15 protein-coding genes, 1 tRNA gene, 2 pseudogenes and 1 riboswitch are annotated in these 22,957 nt (G+C 69.3%); of the genes and pseudogenes, 12 read left to right on the forward strand and 6 right to left on the reverse strand.

The features are described from left to right. Positions 1-91: 91 nt before the first annotated feature. Positions 92-826 (reverse strand): MarR family transcriptional regulator, encoded by a 735-nt coding sequence (locus ACWCQS_RS25495; RefSeq protein ID WP_451006596.1) that lies wholly within the window; start codon positions 824-826, stop codon positions 92-94. Between the two features lie 239 nt (positions 827-1,065). Here ACWCQS_RS25495 and ACWCQS_RS25500 point away from each other — a divergent pair, with 239 nt between their 5' ends. The 9 genes and pseudogenes from ACWCQS_RS25500 (at position 1,066) to ACWCQS_RS25540 (ending at position 10,991) form a co-directional block, all read left to right on the forward strand. Next, entirely contained in the window at positions 1,066-1,734 is a 669-nt protein-coding gene (locus ACWCQS_RS25500) for a DUF4097 family beta strand repeat-containing protein (protein WP_451006597.1), read from the forward strand. A gap of 73 nt (positions 1,735-1,807) precedes the next feature. Beyond that, a complete protein-coding gene (locus tag ACWCQS_RS25505; RefSeq protein ID WP_451006598.1) occupies positions 1,808-2,920 on the forward strand; it encodes a serine hydrolase domain-containing protein in 1,113 nt (370 codons plus the stop codon). A 292-nt stretch (positions 2,921-3,212) separates the two neighbouring features. Beyond that, positions 3,213-4,283 carry a transglycosylase family protein gene (locus ACWCQS_RS25510; protein ID WP_451006599.1) on the forward strand — a complete coding sequence of 357 codons (1,071 nt, stop codon included), beginning with the start codon at positions 3,213-3,215 and terminating at the stop codon, positions 4,281-4,283. A gap of 182 nt (positions 4,284-4,465) precedes the next feature. After that, a riboswitch (cyclic di-AMP (ydaO/yuaA leader) is annotated at positions 4,466-4,638 on the forward strand. A 4-nt stretch (positions 4,639-4,642) separates the two neighbouring features. After that, positions 4,643-5,323 carry a transglycosylase family protein gene (locus tag ACWCQS_RS25515; RefSeq protein WP_451006600.1) on the forward strand — a complete coding sequence of 227 codons (681 nt, stop codon included), beginning with the start codon at positions 4,643-4,645 and terminating at the stop codon, positions 5,321-5,323. Positions 5,324-5,672: 349 nt separating this feature from the next. After that, positions 5,673-6,980, forward strand: coding sequence for a phosphopyruvate hydratase (gene eno / locus ACWCQS_RS25520; protein ID WP_451006601.1), 1,308 nt, complete (start codon positions 5,673-5,675; stop codon positions 6,978-6,980). A 118-nt stretch (positions 6,981-7,098) separates the two neighbouring features. Continuing rightward, complete coding sequence (locus tag ACWCQS_RS25525; protein ID WP_451006602.1) at positions 7,099-7,575, forward strand: FtsB family cell division protein; 477 nt, start codon at positions 7,099-7,101, stop codon at positions 7,573-7,575. Between the two features lie 30 nt (positions 7,576-7,605). Continuing rightward, positions 7,606-8,007: pseudogene (locus tag ACWCQS_RS25530) on the forward strand (DUF501 domain-containing protein); the annotation flags it as partial. A 204-nt stretch (positions 8,008-8,211) separates the two neighbouring features. After that, complete coding sequence (locus ACWCQS_RS25535) at positions 8,212-9,168, forward strand: Ppx/GppA phosphatase family protein (protein ID WP_451006681.1); 957 nt, start codon at positions 8,212-8,214, stop codon at positions 9,166-9,168. A 443-nt stretch (positions 9,169-9,611) separates the two neighbouring features. Next, positions 9,612-10,991, forward strand: a complete 1,380-nt coding sequence (locus ACWCQS_RS25540; protein WP_351807376.1) for an NAD(P)/FAD-dependent oxidoreductase — start codon at positions 9,612-9,614, stop codon at positions 10,989-10,991. 104 nt (positions 10,992-11,095) lie between these two features. On the opposite strand, the gene ACWCQS_RS25545 is transcribed toward ACWCQS_RS25540, so the two are convergent. Then, entirely contained in the window at positions 11,096-11,692 is a 597-nt protein-coding gene (locus ACWCQS_RS25545; protein ID WP_451006603.1) for a hypothetical protein, read from the reverse strand. A 252-nt stretch (positions 11,693-11,944) separates the two neighbouring features. Here ACWCQS_RS25545 and ACWCQS_RS25550 point away from each other — a divergent pair, with 252 nt between their 5' ends. Next, on the forward strand, positions 11,945-13,237 hold the full coding sequence (locus ACWCQS_RS25550) for a class I SAM-dependent methyltransferase (RefSeq protein ID WP_451006604.1): 1,293 nt from the start codon (positions 11,945-11,947) through the stop codon (positions 13,235-13,237). Between the two features lie 59 nt (positions 13,238-13,296). On the opposite strand, the gene ACWCQS_RS25555 is transcribed toward ACWCQS_RS25550, so the two are convergent. Both ACWCQS_RS25555 and ACWCQS_RS25560 read right to left on the reverse strand, forming a co-directional pair. Beyond that, a complete protein-coding gene (locus tag ACWCQS_RS25555) occupies positions 13,297-15,825 on the reverse strand; it encodes an ABC transporter permease (RefSeq protein WP_451006605.1) in 2,529 nt (842 codons plus the stop codon). Beyond that, on the reverse strand, positions 15,825-16,595 hold the full coding sequence (locus ACWCQS_RS25560; protein ID WP_388631970.1) for an ABC transporter ATP-binding protein: 771 nt from the start codon (positions 16,593-16,595) through the stop codon (positions 15,825-15,827). Before ACWCQS_RS25560 ends, ACWCQS_RS25555 begins: the two co-directional genes overlap by 1 nt. 458 nt (positions 16,596-17,053) lie before the next feature. Between ACWCQS_RS25560 and ACWCQS_RS25565 the strand changes: the two genes are divergently transcribed. Continuing rightward, a tRNA-Leu gene (locus tag ACWCQS_RS25565) sits at positions 17,054-17,140 on the forward strand. Between the two features lie 947 nt (positions 17,141-18,087). On the opposite strand, the gene ACWCQS_RS25570 is transcribed toward ACWCQS_RS25565, so the two are convergent. Beyond that, the gene (locus ACWCQS_RS25570) at positions 18,088-19,446 is read right to left on the reverse strand and encodes a hypothetical protein (protein ID WP_451006606.1); all 1,359 of its coding nucleotides are present in this window, start codon (positions 19,444-19,446) and stop codon (positions 18,088-18,090) included. A 248-nt stretch (positions 19,447-19,694) separates the two neighbouring features. On the opposite strand from ACWCQS_RS25570, the pseudogene ACWCQS_RS25575 reads away from it, so the two are divergent. Further along, positions 19,695-19,898 (forward strand): annotated as a pseudogene (locus ACWCQS_RS25575) (cold shock domain-containing protein). Positions 19,899-20,153: 255 nt separating this feature from the next. Here ACWCQS_RS25575 and ACWCQS_RS25580 read toward each other — a convergent pair. Beyond that, positions 20,154-22,898, reverse strand: coding sequence for a hypothetical protein (locus tag ACWCQS_RS25580; protein ID WP_451006607.1), 2,745 nt, complete (start codon positions 22,896-22,898; stop codon positions 20,154-20,156). Positions 22,899-22,957 lie beyond the last annotated feature (59 nt).

Genomic DNA, 22,957 nt, shown 5'->3' on the forward strand with positions numbered 1-22,957 from the left:
CGCGTGCCGGGCGTGAGGCGCCGCCGTTCCCGACGGGTGACAAGGACAGCGAGAACCGAGCGGGGCCGGCTGCCCGCGACGTGAATTGGGCTCAGGTGGCGCTGCCCGAGTTCGTTCCGGGTTTCGTGTGGAGGATCTCGCGAGCCTGGTCCGCGGCGCGGGCGATGCTCTCGGAGACGAAGTCGACGAAGCGGGCGATGTTCTCCAGCCGGGCGGCGGCCGCGGTGCCGGGGCCGAGGATGCCGACGCCCTGCCGGGCGATCTCGCCGAGCTGGGCGGTGGACCGGGCGGCGGCCATCGTGGATTGGTACATGACGTCGTCGTCGACGACATAGCGTTCGCGGCGGCGTTCGTCGCGTTCGCGGCGGATGAGGCCCTGGCTTTCGAGGAACGCGACCGCCTTGGAGACGGATGCCGGGCTGATCCGGAGGTGCCCGGCGAGTTCTGCGGCGGTGAGGCTGCCGGCGTCGGTGGTGTAGAGAGCGGCCAGCACCCGGGCCGTCATCCTGGGCAGGCCCGATTGCATGAAGACGGTGGTGAACGTCTCCTCGTACTCGCGTACGGCTTCGGCATCGCGCCCGTGGGCCTGCGGGGGCGTGTCGGTGTCCCGGGGCGCGGCCTTTCGGCGGCGGTGGGCGCGGCGTTCGGTGGCACGGTGGGCGAGGTCGGCGCGGTAGGCGGTGGGGCCGCCGTTGCGCATGACCTCGCGTGTGATGGTCGAGGTCGGGCGGCCGAGACGTCTGGCGATCTCCGCGTAGGCGAGGCTGTCGGCCAGTCCCAGCGCGATCTGCTGGCGTTCCTGCTGGGTGAGTCTGCCTCCCGGCATCGCGGTCTCCTTCGTGGTCCGTGGTGTCTCCACCGTAGCGTTCATTCCCAATCAAGTGCAACGAACGCGCTGGGCTTGTTGCATTGAATTCAAAGCCATTGCAATGAATTCATCACATCTACCTGCGACTATAGAGACAGTAGGCAACGAACTCGTTGCCAGACATTCGAATGCAACGTAGCGTTTCTGTTGTCGGAAACGGGCCGAAGGAGCCCGCGATACAGCAGAAGGAGCGCACGATGCAGAAGTTCGACACCCCCGCCCCGGTCTCGGTCGTCCTCGACGTCCCCGCCGGACACATCAGGTTCATCGCCGCCGACCGGACCGACACCACGGTCGAGGTTCTGCCCGCGGACGCCTCCAGGAGCCGCGACGTGAAGGCGGCGGAGCGGATCGAGGTCGCGTACGGCGACGGCGTCCTGCGGATCGAGGCCCCGGAGGCGAAGAACCGCATCCTCGGCAACTCCGGAGCCATCGAGCTGACCGTCCAGCTGCCCGCCGGCTCCCGCGTGGAGGGCAAGGCGGCCCTCGGCGAGTTCCGGGGCGTCGGACGGCTCGGCGACGTCACCTTCGAGGGCGCGCAGGGCACGGTCAAGCTCGACGAGACCGCGAGCGCCCACCTGACCCTCCAGTCCGGCGACATCGCGGTCGGCCGCCTGGGCGGCCCCGCACGGATCACCACCCAGAAGGGCGACCTCCGCATCGCCGAGGCCGTGCAAGGCACCGTCACCCTGCGCACCGAGCACGGCGCGATCTCGGTCGGCGCCGCCCGCGGAGTCTCCGCCTCGCTGGACGCCGGCACCTCCTACGGCCGGATCCACAACGCGCTCAGGAACACCGACGGCGCCGCCGTTCTGGACATCCACGCGACCACCGCCTACGGCGACATCAGCGCCCACAGCCTGTAAGAGGGGCGCCCCTCAGGCCAGGCGATCCCGTCCGTCCAGTTGACTTCCGCGACAGTTCCGAAGGAGCACATCCATGTCCCTCACTCTCACCGACCAGGACCGTCCGGAGCTGCGGAAGGCCATCGAGGAGATGGTCGAGTCCGGTTTCACCGGGGTGACGATGCGCGTGCACGACGAACGGGGCGAATGGGCCGGCAGCGCCGGGAGGCGCCAGCTGGGCGAGAGCGCGAAACCGCCGGCGGACGGGCATGTCCGGATAGGCAGCAACACCAAGACCTTCACCGCGACCGTGATGCTGCAACTGGCCGCAGAGGACACGATCGGGCTGGACGACCCGGTGGCCGACTGCCTGCCCGAGTTCGGGCTGGACCCGAGGGTCACGGTGCGGATGCTGCTGCAGCACACCAGCGGGCTGTTCAACTTCACCGGCGAGTACTACGACGACGGGACGTTCGCGCCGGGCATCCCCGCCACGACCGCGGGCCGGGAGTGGGTGGACAACCGGTTCAAGACCTACCAGCCGGAAGAACTGGCGCGGTTGGCGTCGTCCAGGCCGGCGCGGTTCGAGCCGGGGACGGACTGGAGCTACTCCAACACCAACTACGTGCTGGCCGGGCTGCTGGTCGAGAAGGTGACCGGCCACTCGCTCGCCGAGGAGATGCAGCGGCTGATCCTGGGGCCGCTCGGGCTGTCGGGCACCGTGCTGCCGGGCACCGGTCCGGAGATCCCCGAGCCGCACGCCCACGCCTACTACCGGTACGAGGAGGACGGTGAGCAGAAGACGGTCGACGTCACCCGCCAGAACCCCTCCTGGATCTCCACCGGCGGAGACATGATCTCGACGACCCGGGACCTCCACACGTTCATCTCCGCCCTGATGAGCGGCAGGCTCCTGCCGGCCCCGCTGCTGGCCGAGATGTGCAAGCCGCATCCCAAGGCCGGTTACGGCCTCGGGGTGTTCGTGCAGGACGCGGGCGACAACGGCGGCACCGTCATCACCCACAACGGCGGCATGGCGGGCCACGCGGCGCTGATGTACAGCACGCCCGACGGCAGCAAGACCCTGACCGCCGCGCTGAACTACGTCGACGACGCCGCCCTGTCCCTGGCGGTGGCGTTCCAGAAGGCGACGCAAAGGCTCGTCCAGGAGGTGTTCGGCGGCGGGCAGGACGGGCGGGCTCGGTAGCCAGGGCCGAGCGGCGTGGACCCGCGGGGGCCACGTACGGGCGGCGCACTCCGGCACCGCATCGGAGCGCGCCGCTCGTTCGTGTTCACCGGCCCCGGGGACAAAGCGGACGGGACGGGAGTGTCGGTGCCGCGCGAGGGCTAGATGACAAACATTCAACTCTGTGATCTTCACGTGATCTGCGCGGCATGAACTTGTGACAAGTGATCGTCTGCCGATACGTTCACCCATCAGCGTGGCGAGAGGCACGACTTCGCCGCGCCGGTTCCGCTGTCGCACGAAAGGCTTTCGCATGCTCTCCGGGAACGGTCGTCACCGTCGCCCCCGTCAGGCTCCGGCCCTCCTCGTCGCGGCCGGCGTGACCGGCTCCGCCATCGCCATCCCGCTGCTCGGCGCCGCCAGTGCCAACGCGGCCGACGGCACCACGTGGGACAAGGTCGCCGAGTGCGAGAGCGGCGGATCCTGGAGCGCGGACACCGGGAACGGCTACTACGGCGGTCTGCAGATCTCGCAGGACGACTGGGACAAGTACGGCGGCACGCGGTACGCGGAGAGCGCCGACCAGGCCAGCCGCTCCCAGCAGATAGCCGTCGCCGAGAAGATCCTCGCCGACCAGGGCACCAAGCCGTGGGCCATGTGCGCGCTGACCGCCGGGCTGACCTCCCACTCCGGTTCGGTCGACGTCGACCCCGGTGTCGGCGGCTCCGGCGACAGCGGCGCTTCGGGTGACGCGTCCGGCTCGGCCGACGGCTCCGACTCGTCCGGTCTGCCGGATTCATCCTCCCCGGACCCCGGTTCCGGTTCTGCCTCCGACTCCGCCTCGAACTCCTCCGGCTCGGACTCGACCGGCTCCTCCTCGGGCGAGAGCGCCACGCCGACCCCGGGCGGGCACACCGCCGGGATCCTGGACGGCACCGGCGGCTCCACCGGGACCAGCACCCCCAAGTCCGACAAGACTGACAAGTCCGGCTCGCCCGACGGTGGAAGTTCACAGGGAGGCGACAGCTCTCCCACGGCCACCCCGAGCGCCGGCAACCCGGACAAATACCAGCAGAGCGCCGGTTCCTGGAGTCTGGTCGACACCGGCGCGCTGAGCAGTGGCGGACGTCACCGTGGCGGGAGCGCGGACGAAAGCGTGACAAACGGTCAGAACGCCACATCTTCCGGCCGTCACGCCAGCCGTGAAACGGGCACCTACACCGTCCGCGAGGGCGACTCCCTCGCCTCCATCGCCGACTCCCTTGACGTCGACGGCGGATGGCGGGCGCTCTACGACAGCAACAAGGAGGCCATCGGCGCCGACCCGAACCACATCAGTGCCGGTCAGACCCTGAAAGTCGGGGGCGAAAACGGCGGCGAATAGCGGCAGTTGACGCCCCGTTTCGCGGCTGATGTCCGTTTTGGCGAAAGTGTGGGATGAGTCTCAGAAGCCCTGATCGTCTTTGAAAATCCGACGATCGCATGTCTACGGTCAGGACCGCTCGTCACCACGAGCCCCGGCCGTCGCAACGCCGAATCCTGCCAGCGACTGCCCGGGAACAGTCGTCGCGTCAAGCGCCGTAGGCAGGAGCGGGGGACCCAAGGTAAGCGCCGGGCCCAGCGGTTGACGCTGGACCGGCTTGGGGTGAAGCCACGCCTCGCATGAGCGAGTGCGCGGCCGGGCAACTCAACCGGCCCGAACCCGACAGCTCACCTCGCAGGCGTCGGTGAGGGGATCGATCCATGCTGTTCTCCGGCAAGGGCAAGCACCGTCGTCCGTCCAAGACCGTCCGCGCCATCACGCTCGCCGGTGTCACCGGCGCCGCCGTCGCCGCCCCGCTGATGGCGGCCGGCAACGCCTCCGCCGCCACCGCCTCCCAGTGGGACGCCGTCGCCCGGTGCGAGTCGGGCGGCAACTGGTCCATCAACACGGGCAACGGCTTCTACGGTGGCCTGCAGTTCACCAACTCCACCTGGGCCGCGTACGGCGGCACCGCCTACGCCGCGCGTGCCGACCTCGCCACCAAGGCGCAGCAGATCGCCATCGCCGAGAAGGTCCTCGCGGGCCAGGGCAAGGGCGCCTGGCCGGTCTGCGGCACGGGCCTGACCAGCGCCGCCTACAACGGTTCCGCCCCGACGACCACCAAGTCCAGCAGCACCACCACCCGCTCCACCGACCAGCAGGCCGCCACCCGCTCCACCACGCGGACGGCGCCGAAGGCGAGCAAGACCGTCACCGCGCCGACCGGCAAGAAGGTCAAGAAGGGCGACGGCGAGTACAAGGTCGTCAAGGGTGACACCCTCAGCGCCATCGCCGAGAAGCACGGTGTGAAGGGCGGCTGGCAGAAGCTCTTCCAGCTGAACAAGGACATCGTCCAGGACGCGAACCTCATCTACCCGGGCCAGCAGCTGCACCTGAAGTGACATCTGGCTCCGAACGGACCCACAGTGCCCTCACATCCCCGGCCCGCACGCTGAAGGCCTCGTGAGGGCCACCCCCGTCCCCACGGGCTCCCCGCCCCGGCGCGTGTTCCCCCGTACGCGCCGGGGCGGGGTCTTTCGTCTCCGCGCGCTGTTTCCCCACTCTTCAGCCGGGTCTCACCAGCAGGCCCCTTTGTTCCGTGGGTGAACAATGGGTACCGTCTGCGTGTCTCTCCTGTCCACGGGACGGTCGGTCGGTGGCCGGCGCCCCGGGGACGGTTAGGCTCTAGTCGCAAGGCACAGCCGTAAGGCAGAACGCCCCCGCACTTCCAGCGTCACATCCCAGAAGGAGATGCTCGTGCCGTCCATCGACGTCGTCGTAGCCCGGGAAATCCTGGACTCCCGAGGCAACCCCACGGTCGAGGTCGAGGTCGGCCTCGACGACGGCAGCACGGGTCGTGCCGCCGTCCCGTCCGGCGCCTCCACCGGTGCCTTCGAGGCCATCGAGCTCCGCGACGGCGACCCCAACCGCTACCAGGGCAAGGGCGTCGAGAAGGCCGTCCTCGCCGTGATCGAGCAGATCGGCCCGGAGCTGGTCGGCTACGACGCCACCGAGCAGCGCCTGATCGACCAGGCCATGTTCGACCTGGACGCCACCGACAACAAGGGCTCCCTCGGCGCCAACGCCATCCTCGGCGTCTCCCTCGCCGTTGCCCACGCCGCCTCCGAGGCGTCCGACCTCCCCCTGTTCCGCTACCTGGGCGGCCCCAACGCGCACCTGCTGCCGGTGCCGATGATGAACATCCTCAACGGCGGCTCGCACGCGGACTCCAACGTGGACATCCAGGAGTTCATGATCGCCCCGATCGGCGCGGAGTCCTTCTCCGAGGCCCTGCGCTGGGGCGCCGAGGTCTACCACACCCTCAAGTCCGTCCTGAAGTCCAAGGGCCTGTCCACCGGCCTCGGCGACGAGGGCGGCTTCGCCCCGAACCTGGGCTCCAACCGTGACGCCCTGGACCTGATCCTCGAAGCGATCAAGCAGGCCGGGTACGTCCCCGGTGAGCAGATCGCCCTCGCGCTCGACGTGGCCGCCTCCGAGTTCTACAAGGACGGCAAGTACCTCTTCGAGGGCAAGGAGCGCTCCGCCGCCGAGATGACGGAGTACTACGAGGAACTCGTCGCGGCCTACCCGCTCGTCTCCATCGAGGACCCGCTGTTCGAGGACGACTGGGCCGGCTGGAAGGTCATCACCGACCGCCTCGGCGACAAGGTCCAGCTGGTCGGCGACGACCTGTTCGTCACCAACCCCGAGCGCCTGGCCCGCGGCATCGAGGAGGGCACCGCCAACGCCCTGCTGGTCAAGGTCAACCAGATCGGCTCGCTGACCGAGACCCTGGACGCCGTCGAGCTGGCCCAGCGCAGCGGCTTCAAGTGCATGATGTCCCACCGCTCCGGCGAGACCGAGGACGTCACCATCGCCGACCTCGCCGTCGCCACCAACTGCGGCCAGATCAAGACCGGCGCCCCGGCCCGCTCCGAGCGCGTCGCCAAGTACAACCAGCTGCTGCGCATCGAGGAGATCCTCGACGATGCCGCGGTGTACGCCGGCCGCAGCGCCTTCCCGCGCTTCAAGGGGAACCACGAGATCTCCAAGGGCTGAGCCAACCCGGGCCAAGTCTTAGCCAGTCGTACGTACGTCCCCGTACCCGGTCCCGTACCGTGTCCGGGGACGTACGCACGTGTGAAGGACACCGGCAAGGGGAGGCGGGAGAAGCCAGATGGCCGTGAAGGACCGGGACCGTTTCTCCACCACGACCAGGCTGCGGCTGCTCGGCGAGCAGACTGCGGCCCGCGTGTACCGCTCCCAGACCAGGCGCCAGGCCCGCCGCTCCCGGCTCACCGGGCGGGCGGCGCTGCTCGCGCTGGTGCTGTGTTCGCTGATCGTCGCGCTCGCGTATCCGATGCGGCAGTACGTCTCCCAGCGCGCGCAGATCTCCGACCTCCAGCAACACCAGGAGCAGGCCCGCAAGCGGGTCGAGCAGCTGCGCGACCTCAAGGCGCGCTGGCAGGACGACTCCTACGCCGAGCAGCAGATCCGGCGCCGGCTGCACTATGTGATGCCCGGGGAGACCGGGTACGTGGTGATCGGCCCAGGGGGGGCCAAGCAGCCCCGCGCCGACCTCGGGGCCGCCCGCCGGCCCTGGTACGCGAACGTCTGGGACGGCGTCGACAAGTCCGACGCCTCCGACCAGTGAACCGACAGAAAGCCTGACGAAAAAGCAGTCATGGAAACGCCCCCGCCGCCCACTGAGCGCACCGAGCCCACCGACGCCGACGTCGAGGCCTTCAAGCAGCAACTCGGCCGCCCGCCGCGGGGCCTGCGGGCCATCGCACACCGCTGCCCGTGCGGTCAGCCGGACGTCGTGGAGACGGCACCCCGGCTGCCCGACGGCACGCCCTTCCCGACGACGTACTACCTGACGTGCCCGCGCGCCGCCTCGGCGATCGGGACGCTGGAGGCGGACGGCGTCATGAAGGAGATGACGGAGCGGCTGCAGACCGACCCGGAACTGGCCGCCGCCTACCGGGCCGCGCACGAGGACTACATCCGGCGCCGGGACGAGATCGAGGTCCTGGAGGGCTTCCCCAGCGCGGGCGGCATGCCGGACCGCGTGAAGTGCCTGCACGTGCTGGTGGCGCACTCGCTGGCCGCCGGTCCGGGCGTGAACCCGCTCGGTGACGAGGCGATCGCGATGCTGCCGGAGTGGTGGCGCAAGGGGCCGTGTGTGCAGCCGCTCCAGGCTCCCGATCCGGCGGACGAGCACCCTGGTGAGGAGGGTGCCGTGTTGGACCCCGCAGAGGTCCGCAGCGGCTTCTTCGCCTACCGGCCGATGGTTCCGGAGGGCTTCTCCCGGGTCGCCGCCGTCGACTGCGGCACGAACTCCATCCGGCTGCTGGTCGCCGACGTCAACCCGGCCACCGGCGAACTGCTGGAGCTGGACCGGCGCATGACGATCGTGCGGCTCGGCCAGGACGTGGACCGCACCGGCCGGCTGGCTCCGGAGGCGCTGGAGCGGACCTTCGCCGCGTGCCGGGAGTACGCCGGGGTCATCCGTGAACTCGGTGCCGCCGAGGTGCGGTTCGTCGCCACCTCCGCCTCCCGGGACGCCGAGAACCGGGACGACTTCGTACGGGGAGTCGTGGACATCCTCGGCGTCGAGCCCGAGGTGATCTCCGGCGACCAGGAGGCCGGGTTCTCCTTCACGGGGGCCACCAAGGAACTCGCGGGACGTGCCGACCTCGCCAAGCCGTACCTGGTGGTGGACATCGGCGGCGGCTCCACCGAGTTCGTCGTCGGCGACGAGCAGGTCCGGGCGGCGCGGTCCGTGGACGTCGGCTGTGTGCGGATGACCGAGCGGCACCTGGTGCACGACGGCAAGGTGAGCGACCCGCCCACCGAGGAGCAGATCGCCGCCATGAGGGCGGACATCGAGGCGGCTCTGGACCTCGCCGAGGAGACCGTCCCGCTGCGCGAGGCGCGCACGCTGGTGGGTCTCGCCGGGTCCGTCACCACCGTCTCGGCCATCGCGCAGGAACTGCCGGAGTACGACTCCGCGCGCATCCACCACTCCCGTATCTCCCGCGACCGGGTGCGCGAGATCACCGAGTGGCTGCTGCGCTCCACGCACGCCGAGCGCGCCGCGATCCCGTCGATGCATCCGGGCCGCGTCGACGTCATCGGCGCGGGCGCCCTCGTACTGCTCGCGATCATGGAGCGGACCGGTGCCGAGGAGGTCGTGGTGAGCGAGCACGACATCCTCGACGGCATCGCGTGGTCGGTGGCGTAGCTCTCTTTTGTTACCCGTGGGTAGCCATCTGCTGAGCAGGTCGGATAACGTTTGAGCGGCATGGGGGGCCCTTCGGGGCCCCTTCGTCGCGACCGCTCCGGAAAAGTTCGTGAAGTTCTTCACAAGGAATTCGGCCCGGTCGGGCCACGAAAGGGTGCCGGTTGACCCTTCCGGGGGCCCAAAGGTCGTTTGAACATGTTCAGATGGAGGGCGCGGGTCGCCGCGGAAAGGGTCGTTCCGGGGGTGTCACGGCACCCTCACCGCCGCCCCGCCGGCCCGGAGAGGCAGCTCACGCGGCATTGACAATGGCCCAAAGGGGGCTGCGGTTCCGCTCGCCCGCCATGATCTGGGTCACGTGGGTCGCGGAGTGTAGCACAGCCCCTGTCAGAGCTTGTGAAGGGGCGCACGAGCACCCCCTCCAAGGCGGGTGGATACTCGATGGCATGAGCACCACGGAGCGTCCCAGGATCCTCGTAGTAGGCGGTGGGTACGTAGGCCTGTACGCAGCTCGGCGCATTCTCAAGAAGATGCGCTACGGAGAGGCGACCGTCACGGTCGTCGACCCCCGGTCGTACATGACCTACCAGCCCTTCCTCCCCGAAGCCGCCGCCGGCAACATCTCCCCTCGCCACGTCGTCGTCCCGCTGCGACGCGTGCTGCCGAAGGCGGAGGTCCTCACCGGTCGGGTCACCACCATCGACCAGGACCGCAAGGTCGCCACGATCGCCCCGCTGGTGGGCGAGGCGTACGAGCTGCCCTTCGACTACCTCGTGATCGCGCTCGGCGCGGTCTCCCGCACCTTCCCGATCCCCGGCCTCGCCGAGCAGGGCATCGGTATGAAGGGCATCGAGGAGTCCATCGGTCTGCGCAACCACGTCCTCGAGCAGCTGGACAAGGCCGACTCCACGACCGACGAGGAGATCCGCCGCAAGGCGCTCACCTTCGTCTTCATCGGCGGTGGCTTCGCGGGTGCGGAGACCATCGGCGAGGTCGAGGACCTGGCGCGGGACGCGGCCAAGTACTACAAGAACGTGTCCCGTGAGGACATGCGCTTCATTCTCGTCGACGCCGCCGACAAGATCCTCCCCGAGGTCGGTCCCAAGCTCGGCCAGTACGGCAAGGAGCACCTGGAGAGCCGGGGCGTGGAGATCTACCTCTCCACCTCCATGGACTCCTGCGTCGACGGCCACGTGGTGCTGAAGAACGGCCTCGAGGTCGACGCCAACACGATCGTGTGGACGGCCGGCGTCAAGCCGAACCCGGCCCTCGCCCGCTTCGGTCTGCCCCTCGGCCCGCGCGGCCACGTGGACTGCGAGCCGACCCTCCAGGTCAAGGGCACGGACTACATCTGGGCCGCCGGTGACAACGCACAGGTCCCGGACCTCGTCGGCCGCAAGGCGGGCAACGAGAACGCCTGGTGCCCGCCGAACGCCCAGCACGCGCTGCGCCAGGCCAAGGTCCTCGGCGACAACGTGGTCTCCGGCATGCGGGGCTTCCCGCAGAAGGACTACGAGCACGCCAACAAGGGTGCGGTCGCCGGTCTCGGCCTGCACAAGGGCGTGGCGATGATCGTCATGGGCAAGATGAAGATCAAGCTCAAGGGCCGCCTCGCCTGGTACATGCACCGTGGTTACCACGGCATGGCGATGCCGACCTGGAACCGCAAGATCCGCGTCTTCGCCGACTGGACGCTCGGCATGTTCCTCAAGCGCGAGGTCGTCTCCCTGGGCGCCATGGAGAACCCGCGCGAGGAGTTCTACGAGGCCGCGAAGCCGGCGCCGGTCGCCGCCGCCAAGACCGAGGAGAAGGCCAAGGCCTCCTGACCCCGGTCGGGTGAATACACCGAAGGGGCCGCCTGCCATCCGTGGTGCGGGCGGCCCCTTCGGCGTGCCGACGCGCCTGCCGCCGAGCCGGTGACACACTCCGGTCAGGTGGACACGGCGGGTTCCGCGACCTGCCGGGGCGCGTGGTCCGGGGTCTTGATGCTGTCGAGCACCTGCCGGTAGTCCCGGTCGACGGCGGCCCGCTGCCTGCCGGTGCCGATGGTCATGACCACGATCGACTGCTTGCCGTGGTCGACGAGGCGGATGTGCCCCACCTTGCCGTCGGCTCCGACGAGCCTGGCCTCCAGATACCGGTCGCCGTCCTTGGTGCCGTCATGGACGTCGGTGCTGTGCAGCCGGGCGCTGGTGTCGCTGCTGTTGTAACCGTCCACCGCGGCCTTGAGACCCGTTCTGAGGTCCCACGGCTTGTCCGGGGCCTTGCCGGGCCCGTCGAAGACCGAGAAGCCCAGGGCGCCGTATCCGGTAGGCACCACGTAGTCGCGGCTGTTGACTCCGTGATCGCTGTACTTCTGCACCACGGGTTTTCCGGGGAGCCGGACGGTGATGCCGCTCGGGGAGTCGGTGATCTTCTGCCACTCAGTGGCGGCGAACGCGCTGCCCTGCGACAGCACACCTCCGGTGATCACAGCGGTCGAGGCGGTGAGCAGGGCGAGACGGTGGAACCTGGAAAGACGAACCATGGCAATGCACATCCGATGAGGAGAAGGGGAAGCCGGGTACGCCATCCATTACGGCCCGGCCTCCCGGTACGCGTCATGCCCCTGCAAGTCGTGGCTTGACCGACGGCGCGGCTTCGCGCACACTCCGCCCCCATCTGCGTGGCCGGTACAGCTGTTTTGCCCACTTGTAACTCCTTTGCGGGACTGCGCCGGAGGGCCAACGGTGTTTACGTGGTTACCGGCATCCGGGATCTCGTCTTGGAGGTGTGCGCCATGACTGACGCCGCGTCGCGGCTGAGGAGTCTTGCCGAGCAAGGGCTGGGAGTCCCGCTCCCGGTACGGATCCGTGCCTGGGACGGGTCGCAGGCCGGGCCGCCGGACGCGCCGGCGCTCGTCGTGCGCAACCGCCGGGCCCTGCGCCGCATGCTGTTCAAACCGGGCGAGCTGGGCCTCGTCCGCGCCTGGGTCGCGGGCGACCTGGACATCGAGGGCGACCTGTACACCGCGCTCGACGCCCTGGCCGGCCTCGTCTGGGAGCGCGGCGAGGACGCCCCCGGCCTGCTCCGGTCCCTGCGCGACCCCGCCGTCCGGGCCGCCGGCCGCGAACTGCTGAAGCTGGCCGGGCCGCCGCTCCCGCCCGCCCCGCCGCGCGAGGAGGTCCGCAGACCGCGCCGGCATCTGCACACCCGGCGCACCGACAAGCAGGCGATCAGCCACCACTACGACGTCGGCAACGACTTCTACGAGATCGTCCTCGGCCCCTCGATGGTGTACTCGTGCGCCTACTGGGAGGACGCCGGCACCCTGGAGACGGCCCAGCGGGACAAGCTCGAACTCGTCTGCGCCAAGCTCGGCCTGGCGCCCGGTCAACGGTTGCTGGACGTCGGCTGCGGCTGGGGCTCGATGGCGATCCACGCGGCCCGTGAGCACGGGGTGAGCGTCGTCGGGGTCACCCTGTCGCAGGAGCAGGCGGCGTACGCCCGAAAGCGCGTCGCCGACGAGGGGCTGACCGACCGGGTGGAGATCCGGGTGCAGGACTACCGGGACGTCAAGGACGCCCCCTTCGACGCCATCTCCTCCATCGGCATGGCCGAACACGTCGGCGCCGAGCGGTACCTGGAGTACGCCCGCCGGCTGCACGACCTGCTGAAGCCCGGCGGCCGGCTGCTCAACCACCAGATCGCCCGCCGCCCGCAGCGCGACGAGTCGGCGTACGCCGTCGACCCGTTCATCGACGCCTACGTCTTCCCCGACGGCGAACTCGCGCCCGTGGGCACCACCGTCACCCAGCTGGAGCGCGCCGGGTTCGAGGTGCGGGACGTGGAGTCGATCCGCGAGCACTACGCCCGCACCCTGCGCCGCTGGGTCGCCAACCTGCAGGGGGAGTGGGACCGCGCGGTCCGCCTCACCAGCCCCGGCCGCGCCCGCGTCTGGCTGCTGTACATGGCCGCCTCCGCGCTCGCCTTCGAACGCAACCGGATCGGCGTCAACCAGGTCCTGGCGGTCCGCACCCCGGAGTCGGGCGCGTCCGGGCTGCCGCTGCGCACCCGCACCTGGAACACCTGACCCGGGTACGGCAGAAGGGGGCCCCTTTGCTCGGGGCCCCCTTCACCGTCGTACCACCGCTACTCGGCCTTGATCGCCGCCAGCATGTTCAGCCTGGCCGCGCGCCGGGCCGGCCACAGCGCGGCGAGGACGCCGACCGTGCCCGCCAGCAGCAGGAAGACCATCATCCGGCCCCAGGGCAGGACCAGTTCGTACGTCGGCATCTTCGTGCCCAGCAGCTGACCGGCCGCCCAGCCGAAGAACACGCCGAGGCCGATGCCGAGCACCCCGCCGAACAGGGAGATCACCAGGGACTCCAGGCGGACCATCCGCTTGACCGCCTTGCGGTCCAGGCCGATCGCGCGGAGCATGCCGATCTCCTGGGCGCGTTCGAAGACGGACATGGCCAGGGTGTTGATGACGCCGAGGACCGCGACGATCACCGCCATGCCGAGCAGGCCGTAGAGCATGTTGAGCATCGTCGTGAAGATCTTCGCGATGGCGTTGGAGATGTCCTGCTTGTCCTGGACCCTGATGGCAGGGTTGGAGTCGAGAGCCTTGACGAGCTTGTCCTTGGTGGCGCTGGAGGCGCCGCCCGCGGTCTTGACCATGACGTCGCTGTCGGTCGGGTGGGGCAGGTGCGGAGTGAGGGCCTTGTTGTCGACCAGGATCTCCTTGAACATCTCGTTGCCCTTGTAGACACCGGCGACCGTCAGCTTCTGCCGCTTGCCGTCCTCGTAGCGCACGGTGAAGACCGACCCGGCCTTCCAGCCGTGCGACTTGGCGGTGTCCTCGTCCACGGTGACCCGGGAGCTGCCCACCTCGAAGGTGCCCTGCTCCATCTCCAGATGGGTCAGTGCGCCGATCGCGGAGCCGTTGACGCCGGTCAGCACCTCGTTGGAGCCGTCGATCCGGGAGACGGCACGGCGCAGGGGGCTGCTGTCGGTCACGCCGTCGGTCGCGGCGATCTTCTTCGCCACGTCAGGGGAGAGCGGGTCGCCGTTGGTCATCGAGACGACGTAGTCCGCACGCAGCGACGAACTGGCCATCTTGTCGATCGCGGTCTGCAGGCTGCCCGCCATCACCGTCATGCCGGTGATCAGGGTCAGGCCGATCATCAGCGCGGACGCGGTGGCCGCCGTACGGCGCGGGTTGCGCACCGAGTTCTGGCGGGCCAGCTTGCCCGAGACGCCGAAGGCGCGCAGCAGCGGGGCGGCGGCCGCGATCAGCGGGCGGGACAGCAGCGGGGTCAGGATGAACACGCCGATGATGAGCAGGACCGCGCCGATGCCCATGGGTCCCTGGGCGGAGTCGGTGTTCATCGTCGTGGCCGCGAGGACCACCGCGATGCCGGCCGCCGCGAACAGGGCGCCGAGCGTGTTGCGCAGCACCAGCGACTTGGTGGTGGCCTTGGCGTGCACGCTGCTCATCGCCGCAACCGGCGGGATCTTCGCGGCCCGGCGGCCGGGCAGCCAGGCGGCCAGCATGGTGATGAGGATGCCGACCGCGAGGGCGGCCACCACGGTGCCGGGGCTGATCACCAGCGGCCCGTCGGGCACGCTCGCGCCGAAGGAGCCCAGCAGCGAGCGCAGGCCCGCGCCGATGCCGATGCCGGCGGCGAGCCCCGCCACACCGGCGACCGCGCCGACCGCGAACGCCTCGATCAGCACCGAGCGGGTCACCTGGCGTCGGGAGGCACCGACCGCGCGCAGCAGGGCCAGTTCCCGGGTGCGCTGGGCGACCAGCATGGTGAAGGTGTTGGCGATGATGAACGTGCCGACGAACAGCGCGATACCCGCGAACACCAGCAGCGCCTGCTTCAGGCCGCTCATCGAGTCGGCGATCTGCTTCGCCTGGTCGTCGGCGAGCTGCTTGCCGGTGGTGGTCTCCACCAGATGCGCGGGCAGGGCCTTGTCCAGCTCGGCCTTCAGCGCGGTCTGGCTGGTGCCGGCCGCTGCCTTGACGTCGATCTCGTCGAAGGTGCCCTTCTTGCCGAACAGTTGCTGCGCGGTCGGCGTGTCGAACAGCGCGAGGCTGCCGCCCGCCGACACATTGCCGTCGTCGGTGGTGAAGATGCCGGCGAGGGTCGGGGTGAGGACCGGGCCGTTCACGGACAGGCGCACGGTGTCGCCGACCCGGTAGCCGGCCCGCTCGGCGGTCCTGGAGTCGAGCAGGACCTCGTCCGCGCCGCGCGGGGCATGGCCGCTGACCAGCGGGTACCGGGCGTCCTTGGTGCCCCAGTAGTTGCCGCCGTTGGACTGCCAGTCGCCGCCGACCAGTTTGCCGTCCTTGCCGGCGACGGCGGTGAAGCCGCTGACCACACCGGTCGCGGAGGCGGCGCCCGGGACCTTGGCGGCCTTGTCCAGCGTGGCCCGGGTCAGGTCGGACAGCTTGCCGACCTGGTCGCCCCTGGAGTCCTGGTACTTGGGCTGTACGGCGACGTCGACCCGGTCGAAGCCCTTGGCGGAGCTCTTCTGGTAGGCGTCGGAGATGGTGTTGGTGAAGACGAGCGTCCCGGAGACGAAGGCCACGCCGAGCATGACGGCGAGCACCGTCATCAGCAGCCGGGCCTTGTGCGCGAGGACGTTGCGCAGGGCGGTGCGGAACATCAGGAGGTACGGCCCTTCGCGTCGAACTGCTTCATCAGGTCGAGGACGGAGTCGGCCGTAGGCCCGTGGATCTCGTCGACGATCCGGCCGTCCGCCAGGAAGACCACGCGGTCCGCGTACGCCGCCGCCACCGGGTCGTGCGTCACCATGACGACGGTCTGGCCCAGCTCGCGCACGGAGTTGCGCAGGAAGCCGAGGACCTCGGCGCCGGAGCGCGAGTCGAGGTTTCCGGTCGGCTCGTCACCGAAGATGATCTCCGGCTTGGAGGCGAGGGCGCGGGCGACGGCGACCCGCTGCTGCTGGCCGCCGGAGAGCTGGGAGGGCCGGTGGCTGAGCCGCCCGGACAGGCCGACCATCGAGATCACCCGGTCCAGCCAGGCCTTGTCCGGCTTCCGCCCGGCGATGTCCATCGGCAGGGTGATGTTCTCCAGGGCGGTCAGCGTCGGCAGCAGGTTGAAGGCCTGGAAGATGAAGCCGATCTTGTCCCGGCGGAGCCTGGTGAGCTGCTTGTCCTTCAGGGAGCCCAGTTCGGTCTCGCCGATCCGCACCGAGCCGGAGGAGAAGGTGTCGAGGCCGGCCACGCAGTGCATCAGCGTGGACTTGCCGGAGCCGGACGGGCCCATGATCGCGGTGAACTCGGCCTGCCGGAAGTCGACGGAGACCCGGTCCAGGGCGACCACCCGGGTCTCACCCTGCCCGTAGATCTTCGACAGCTCCGTGGCGCGTGCGGCCACGGCGGTGGTCCGGCCGGCGGTGGGTGTGGTGGTCACGGGACGGTGCTCCTGTCGGGACGACGTGTGTTCCAAGGGGACCGCTCCATCGTCCCGGCACGCAGGGCGCGTGTAGTCAGTCGCTGTTCCGGTTCCGGAGGCCGACTCGGGTCGGACGGGAGAGCGCGGCGTCATACCTGGGGAGGACGGCGGACCCTGAGACCGGCACCGCCCCGGATCGCCGCCGACTTGCCCTCGACTCGCCGTCGACTCGACCTCGAACCGCTGTCCGACGATGTCGAGAACGGGTGGAACACCCTCGTTCGGACGGTGAAATTCCGTCATTCCACGTACGCGCGTACCCACGTCACGTCAGGCTGTTGGCAAGTGCGGATGGCCCGTTCCGCGGGCTGATGCACCCTCAGACGTCAATAAAATAAGACAACATCGGTCCGCTCTCCCGCTGTTCGGGGGATGCGTCCCGATAGGCTCAAACCTCGTAGCGGAGCCCATGGCCTGCCCGGATGGTGGAATGCAGACACGGCGAGCTTAAACCTCGCTGCCCCTTCGCGGGCGTGCCGGTTCAAGTCCGGCTCCGGGCACCACCTCGTCTGCTACGCAGGAGGCGGGCCGCCCTCGGGGTGACCCGGAAGTGGCCCGCTGGTTGCAGTTCTGGTTGCAATTACGGTTCCCGCAGCGCGCCGCCGAGCCGTTTCGCGGCATCCTTCGTCAGCTTGCGCCCTGCTGATTCGGTGACGCTTAGTGACCGACAGGGGTAGTCGCTCCTACGGGGTGCGCCGGGGGCGTACCGCGCGGCCACAGGTCCTGTCCGGGGTGATGGCGGCCTCGCCCTGGGCTACATGCCCCAGGGGGTGTCGACCGCTACGGGGTTCGCCATGATCTGCACCCACGGTCTCAATCGGGCCCGTCTCCGGGTGCGTGCGCCGGACCGGCCCCACAGGGCGTTGCCGACCCGGTTCGCGGCGTCCCGCGTCAGCTTGCGCGTCGCATGGGCGTAGCGCTTGGTGACGGACAGGGAAGAATGCCGCAGGATCTGCTGGCAGTAGAAGTTCGACGAGGCTGAGCTTGCGATGCTCCTGCTGATGCGGCTGAGCCTCTCGATACCGGAAGCCGACCTGACACTTCCGCCTCCTGGGTACACCTACGAGGAGGGCCAAGGTGGAGATGAAGGATCAGACGAGGAGCGCGTCCTCAGAAGCCCATGAGTTCGTGCGCTCATGGACGCACTCGTCGATACTCTGGGCCGTCTCTGGGCCGTCCGAAGCCGCTCAACAGCGGTCGACAACGACCAATGACGACCACTCACGCGACCGCCAGCAGGCCCCGGAGCTGCAAAAACACACGCCTCCAAGATCCCTGACAAGACCCAGCGCAAGAAGAAGTAACGCTCGTACGATTGGGTCTTCTACCTGCGATTTCATCGCAGGTAGAAGGCCTCGGGCTTGTTGCCGGCCATCTCATGCGAGTGACGTCCGGGAGGCTGTCGGAGATGGTCCGTGCCGCCGGGAAACGCTCGCGAACACGCTCGCTTTTAGGCGTGGACGTAGGTCTGCGGACCCTGGGCGTCCACGTGCGCGCTGTCCGGCGTGTACCAGACGACGACCCAGGTGCCGCCGGTGGTCGCCTTGCCGCTGATCCGGTAGGCGCCGCTGCCGTCGGTCTTCACCCGGCCCCGCGACAGCCAGGTCTTCTGGCCCGCCGGGCGGAAGAGCAGCGTCACGTAGCTGTGGGTCACGGGCTTCCAGGGGCCGGTGGTGCCCTGCTCGTAGACGTGGCCGCTGAAGCTGACGTAGCTGTTCCTGGAGACCGTGGTGTGGTTCGGTTTCCCGCCCGTCACCTTCGTCGCATAGACGGAAGTGTGCACGGTGTTGCTGTACGCGGCCGGGAAGTCGGTCGCGGCCGGCGAGAACAGTCGCCAATAGCCGTGTGGGTTGCTGACGGCCAAGGTGACCGCCCGGGCGACGGGAAGCGGATTCGCCGGGATGCGGTCCACCGTCGTCCAGCCGGTCTTCCCGTCGGCGGACTGCTGGAGGTACAGGACGTTGCCGGGCACCGCAGCGTTCGTGCTGTCCGCGCTCACGGACAGGGAGAGCCTGGAGTGGGCGTCGACCTTCGCCGAGGCCAGGTGGAGTGTGGCGTGCTGGACGATCGACGTGACGTCGAAACCGGCGGACGAGCCGGTCAGGTACTCGTCCCAGCCCCCGGTGTGGTCTCGCGCGTCCACGGTCCAGTGGCTCGGCGTGTTGTATACGTCCTGGGTAAAGGAGAACCGGCCGTCGCTGCCCGTGGTGCCGGCCTGCGTCGAGTGCGCCCCCTGGAGCGTGAGGGGTTGGCCGGCGGCGGGGTGCCAGGTGCCGTCCTGCGCCTGGTACTCCAGGATTCCGCTGATGCTGGTGGTCGCCCAGGCCGGCACCTCCGCGGCGGTCGCCTTGTCGAGCACGATCCGGGTCGGCTCGGTCACCGGGTCGACCTGTGTGGACGGCCCGCAGAAGCCCATGCGGTCGATGACAGCCTTTAGCGTGAGCTGCGGCTTGCCTGCCGACTCAGGTACCGACTTGTGGACCGTGAAGCTGCCGTCGGCGGCGACGGTCCCCACGGCCGCGTATAGACCTGCACTCCCGAGCGTCACGCTGAGGGTGTACGGGCCCGAGTAGGGAGCCAGGGTTCCGTCGGGCTGTTGGGCGAGTACCTTGCCGGTGGCGGTCAGGGCCTCGTTGCCGTAGGTGAGCAGCGTGGACGAGAACTGGGTGTCCACGAAGAACAGGGTGGTGCCGTCGGACGCCTTGCCTTCGCACCACGGTGCGGCGGTTGCGTCGGCCGGGGCCGGGTCGGCGTACGCGGTGGCGGCCGGCAGCGCCAGGGCGGCGGTCAGCAGCGTCGCAGTGGCCAAAGCGGGAAGGGGGATTCGGATTCTCACCGGGCTACAGCCTCCAAGGTGGTGAGTGCCAGTCAGGAGCCCTTCCCGGACTCCTGAGTGAGAAGTACGGACACTACGCCGACGGCACGGCTCCTGATTCGCGCTGTGTCCGAAATGCCGCTACACCACACGGGTGATCGTGGTCACATCGTTAGACCGGTGCCGCGGGGTGGGGGCGCAAACGGGCCGCAGGTGTCTGACTGCGCGACGGCGGAAGGCTGATGCGGGCGGACGACGTCGGACGTCTGGGCATGGGCCATGCTCGACTCCCTGGTGGCTGTTTCGGCCAGTTCTCCGACATCCAGGCGACCGGCTTCCGCGCGCTGTCGCCGTGACAGCACATGGACCTCACGTGGGAAGCCTCCGGTTTCAAACAAAACGGCTACGACTACCGCGCGGTTAGCATCGTGCCGCGGCCTGCCTGACATCCAAACCTGACATCAACGACAGCGCACGCCCACGGTCGCCCTGCCCTCGCACCCTCTATCGCGGCGTACGGCGAGGCGCCCCGTAGATCGAACTCCTAAAGCGGGTGTCGCAGATTCGAACCCTGCCGGGGGCACTAGCTCTGACCTGCATCAGAGCATCAAAAAGGCTTCTCGGAATGTCTAACGAGGGGCCTTTTGGGTAGGGCGTCGACCCTGGCTGGGGTCGGCGCCCTGTGACGCTTACGAGAGGGGTCAGGGGACGTTGTGCGTGGTGTTACTGGCCCACAGGGCGCCGCCCTTGCCGATGCCGCCAGTGCGTTTGTAAACGACGAGGTTTCCGTCGTCCTGCATCACCGCGTACGCCCCGGGATTGCCGTAGGTTCTGGTGGACCAGAGGACGCCGCCCTTACCGGGGCCGCCGCTGCTTTCGTAGACGACGATGTTCCCATCGGTCTGCATGATCGCGTACGCCCCCGGGTGTCCGGAGGTCTTGCTGGACCAGATGGCGGCGCCGTCGCGCTTGCGGTACATCACCAGGTTGCCGTCGGTCTGCATCACCAGCCGGGTGTATCGGCTCTGTGTCCACCATCCGGCCTTCATGGTCTGGCCGGAGGCGATGGTCTGGGAGCGTGCGTACGAGCCGCTGGACCACAGGGCACCGCCGGGGGCGGTGCTGGCCGCCCGGTAGACGACGAGGTTTCCGTCGTCCTGCAGGGCCGTGTACGCGCCGGGGTTGCCGTGGGTCTTGGTGGACCACAGGGCGCCGCCCTTACCGGGGCCGCCGGTGCTCGTGTAAATGACGAGGTTGCCGTCGGTCTGCATGATCGCGTACGCGCCGGGGTGTCCGGAGGTCCTGCTGGACCAGATGGCCTGGCCGGTGCCGCCGCCTGTCTTGAGGTAGGCGACGAGGTTGCCGTCTGTCTGCATCACCAGCGTCACGCTGCCGCTGCTCAGATGGTGTCCCGGCGGGAGCACCTGTCCGGTCAGCATGGCCGTGCCAGCGGCCGGCGCGGGGGCGGATGCGGGAATCTGCGGGTCGACGACGTGGATGTTCTCGTGCCCGTCGAGGTAGGCGATCCCGCCGTGGTACTTGTCCACCGCCCAGGTCATGCGGCGGTCGTCGGTAAGCGGCCCGGCCGGAAGATCGGCCAGGTCGCTGGTGACCGCGGTATCGGTGTGGACGTCGGTGAGCACCAGCTTTCCGGCAGCCTCGTCGTGTTCGACGAGATAGCCGTCGCCGAGCTGGGCGAGCCCTGCGGAAGGCAAGGGGATGTCCTTGCCCGTGGTCAGGTCCCACACACCGGCCGGTCCGTTGTTCCCGCAGGACCAGTAGACCCACCGGCTGGCCGCGGCCTGCAGTTCGCTTGGCACGCACGGGGCACCCGTGGCAAGGGTCTGCACAGTCTTCTGCGTGGTGAGGTCGACCTGGCTGATGGTGCCCGCAGTCGGGCCGGCCTCCCACAGCGTGGACCCCGACAGCGCCGCCCCGGTGACCGGGCGAGTGAACAGTACCCGGCCGGGGTTGGCCGAATCGGTGTCGCCGATGTACTGCTTGTGCGTGGAGCCGCCGTCGTAGACCACATAGCGACCGTCGGCGTCGATGAGTGTGCCACCGGTCGCGGAAGGTTCGATGAAGTAGCCGGTCTCGCCTTGCTGAACGGTGACCTTGTCGCCGTCGGAGCGCCACAGCTGCGAGATGCGGCCGTCACCGGTACCGATCGGCCGGCACGAGGCCGCTGCGTCGCAGTTGCTGGGTGCCCAGGTCTGGCCGAACCTCGTGTGGGCACCGTAGGAGGGCGTGGTGCCCAGCGTGATGGTGCGGGTGAAGCCGTTCACGGCGGGCATGCTGCCGCGTTCGTCGGTGAACAGGGTGCCGCCGGCGAGCGAGAGTCCGTCGATCGGTGATGGCGTCGCGGGATCGGAGTCCACTGCGGTCACGGTGGGGGTGCCATCGGAGCCAGGGGTCACCCTGCGTGCTGCCCAGTCGGTGACCGACGCCCCGCCGGTGACCAGAACGCCGCCCGATCCCGTGCGGATCTGGTCCGGGCTGGCGTGGGGGAGGAGGGTGAGCGTGTCGCCGCCGGTCAGGGGCGTGGCGGTCAGCGGTCCGCCTAGGCCGTAGGTTGGGGTGCTGGTGCCGGAGGGGCCGTGGATTGCTATGAGCCAGTCGCCCGCGATGCCGAATCCGGTGGCCACCATGCCGCCGACAGCGGGCACGGTGACGGTCCTCTGCGGGTCGCCGGGGGAGGACCGCGGTACCAGGTGGACGGCCGAGGTGTCCTGCTGGGAATACCAGGCGATGTATTTGTCCGTCAGGAGGACGGAGACGTTTGCCTCGGGCACGGTGCCGGATATCGGGGTTATCCGGCCGGTGTTGAGGTCTACCAGGGCGAGCCGTCCGCCCGTGGTGTCGGTGTAGCGCACGACCGTCGAGTCGGCGTCGCCCGCTCCCGTGCCGCCGGCGATGGTCGCGTCTGCGGGCCAACCCGTCATCTGGGTGTCGGTGACCTGGCCGCCGGCCGACGTGAGGATGTGCAGTGAGGCGAACCGCTGGCCCGAGGACCCCGGAACCATCGTCACAACGTGCGATCCGTACGTGCCCATGTAATGCTGGCCGGCCGGGATGGGGATGCTCGTCGTGGTACCGGCGTCCATGTCGTGGAGTTCGATGCCAGTCGTGTCCACGGTAGCCACGACATCCGCGCCCGCGCCGTCAGGGCGTCCGGCGAAAGCCCCCTTCACGGGGATGTCCGGGCCGCCCTGGTAAGCAGTCCACACCGCCCCGGGGTTGCTGCCGCTGTGCTGGTGCAGGAACCCGCCGGGACCAGCGAAGCTCAATACGTCCAAGCTCGGAAGGTAGTCCAGAGCAGCGGGAATGACGGTCTCGGTGGGGCTGGCCGCCTGGGCGGGCGGTGCGGCGATCGCGGCGAGGCCCGAGACCAGGGTGAATGATGCGGCTACGGCGATCGAGCCGCGTACGAGGGCGCGATGGGCCACCCGTTCCTCCTAATGAAGGTGAGAAGACATGGGTGGGACGCGGCAGACGGCACCTCGTC

It is taken from the genome of Streptomyces sp. NPDC002076 (genome assembly GCF_053593835.1).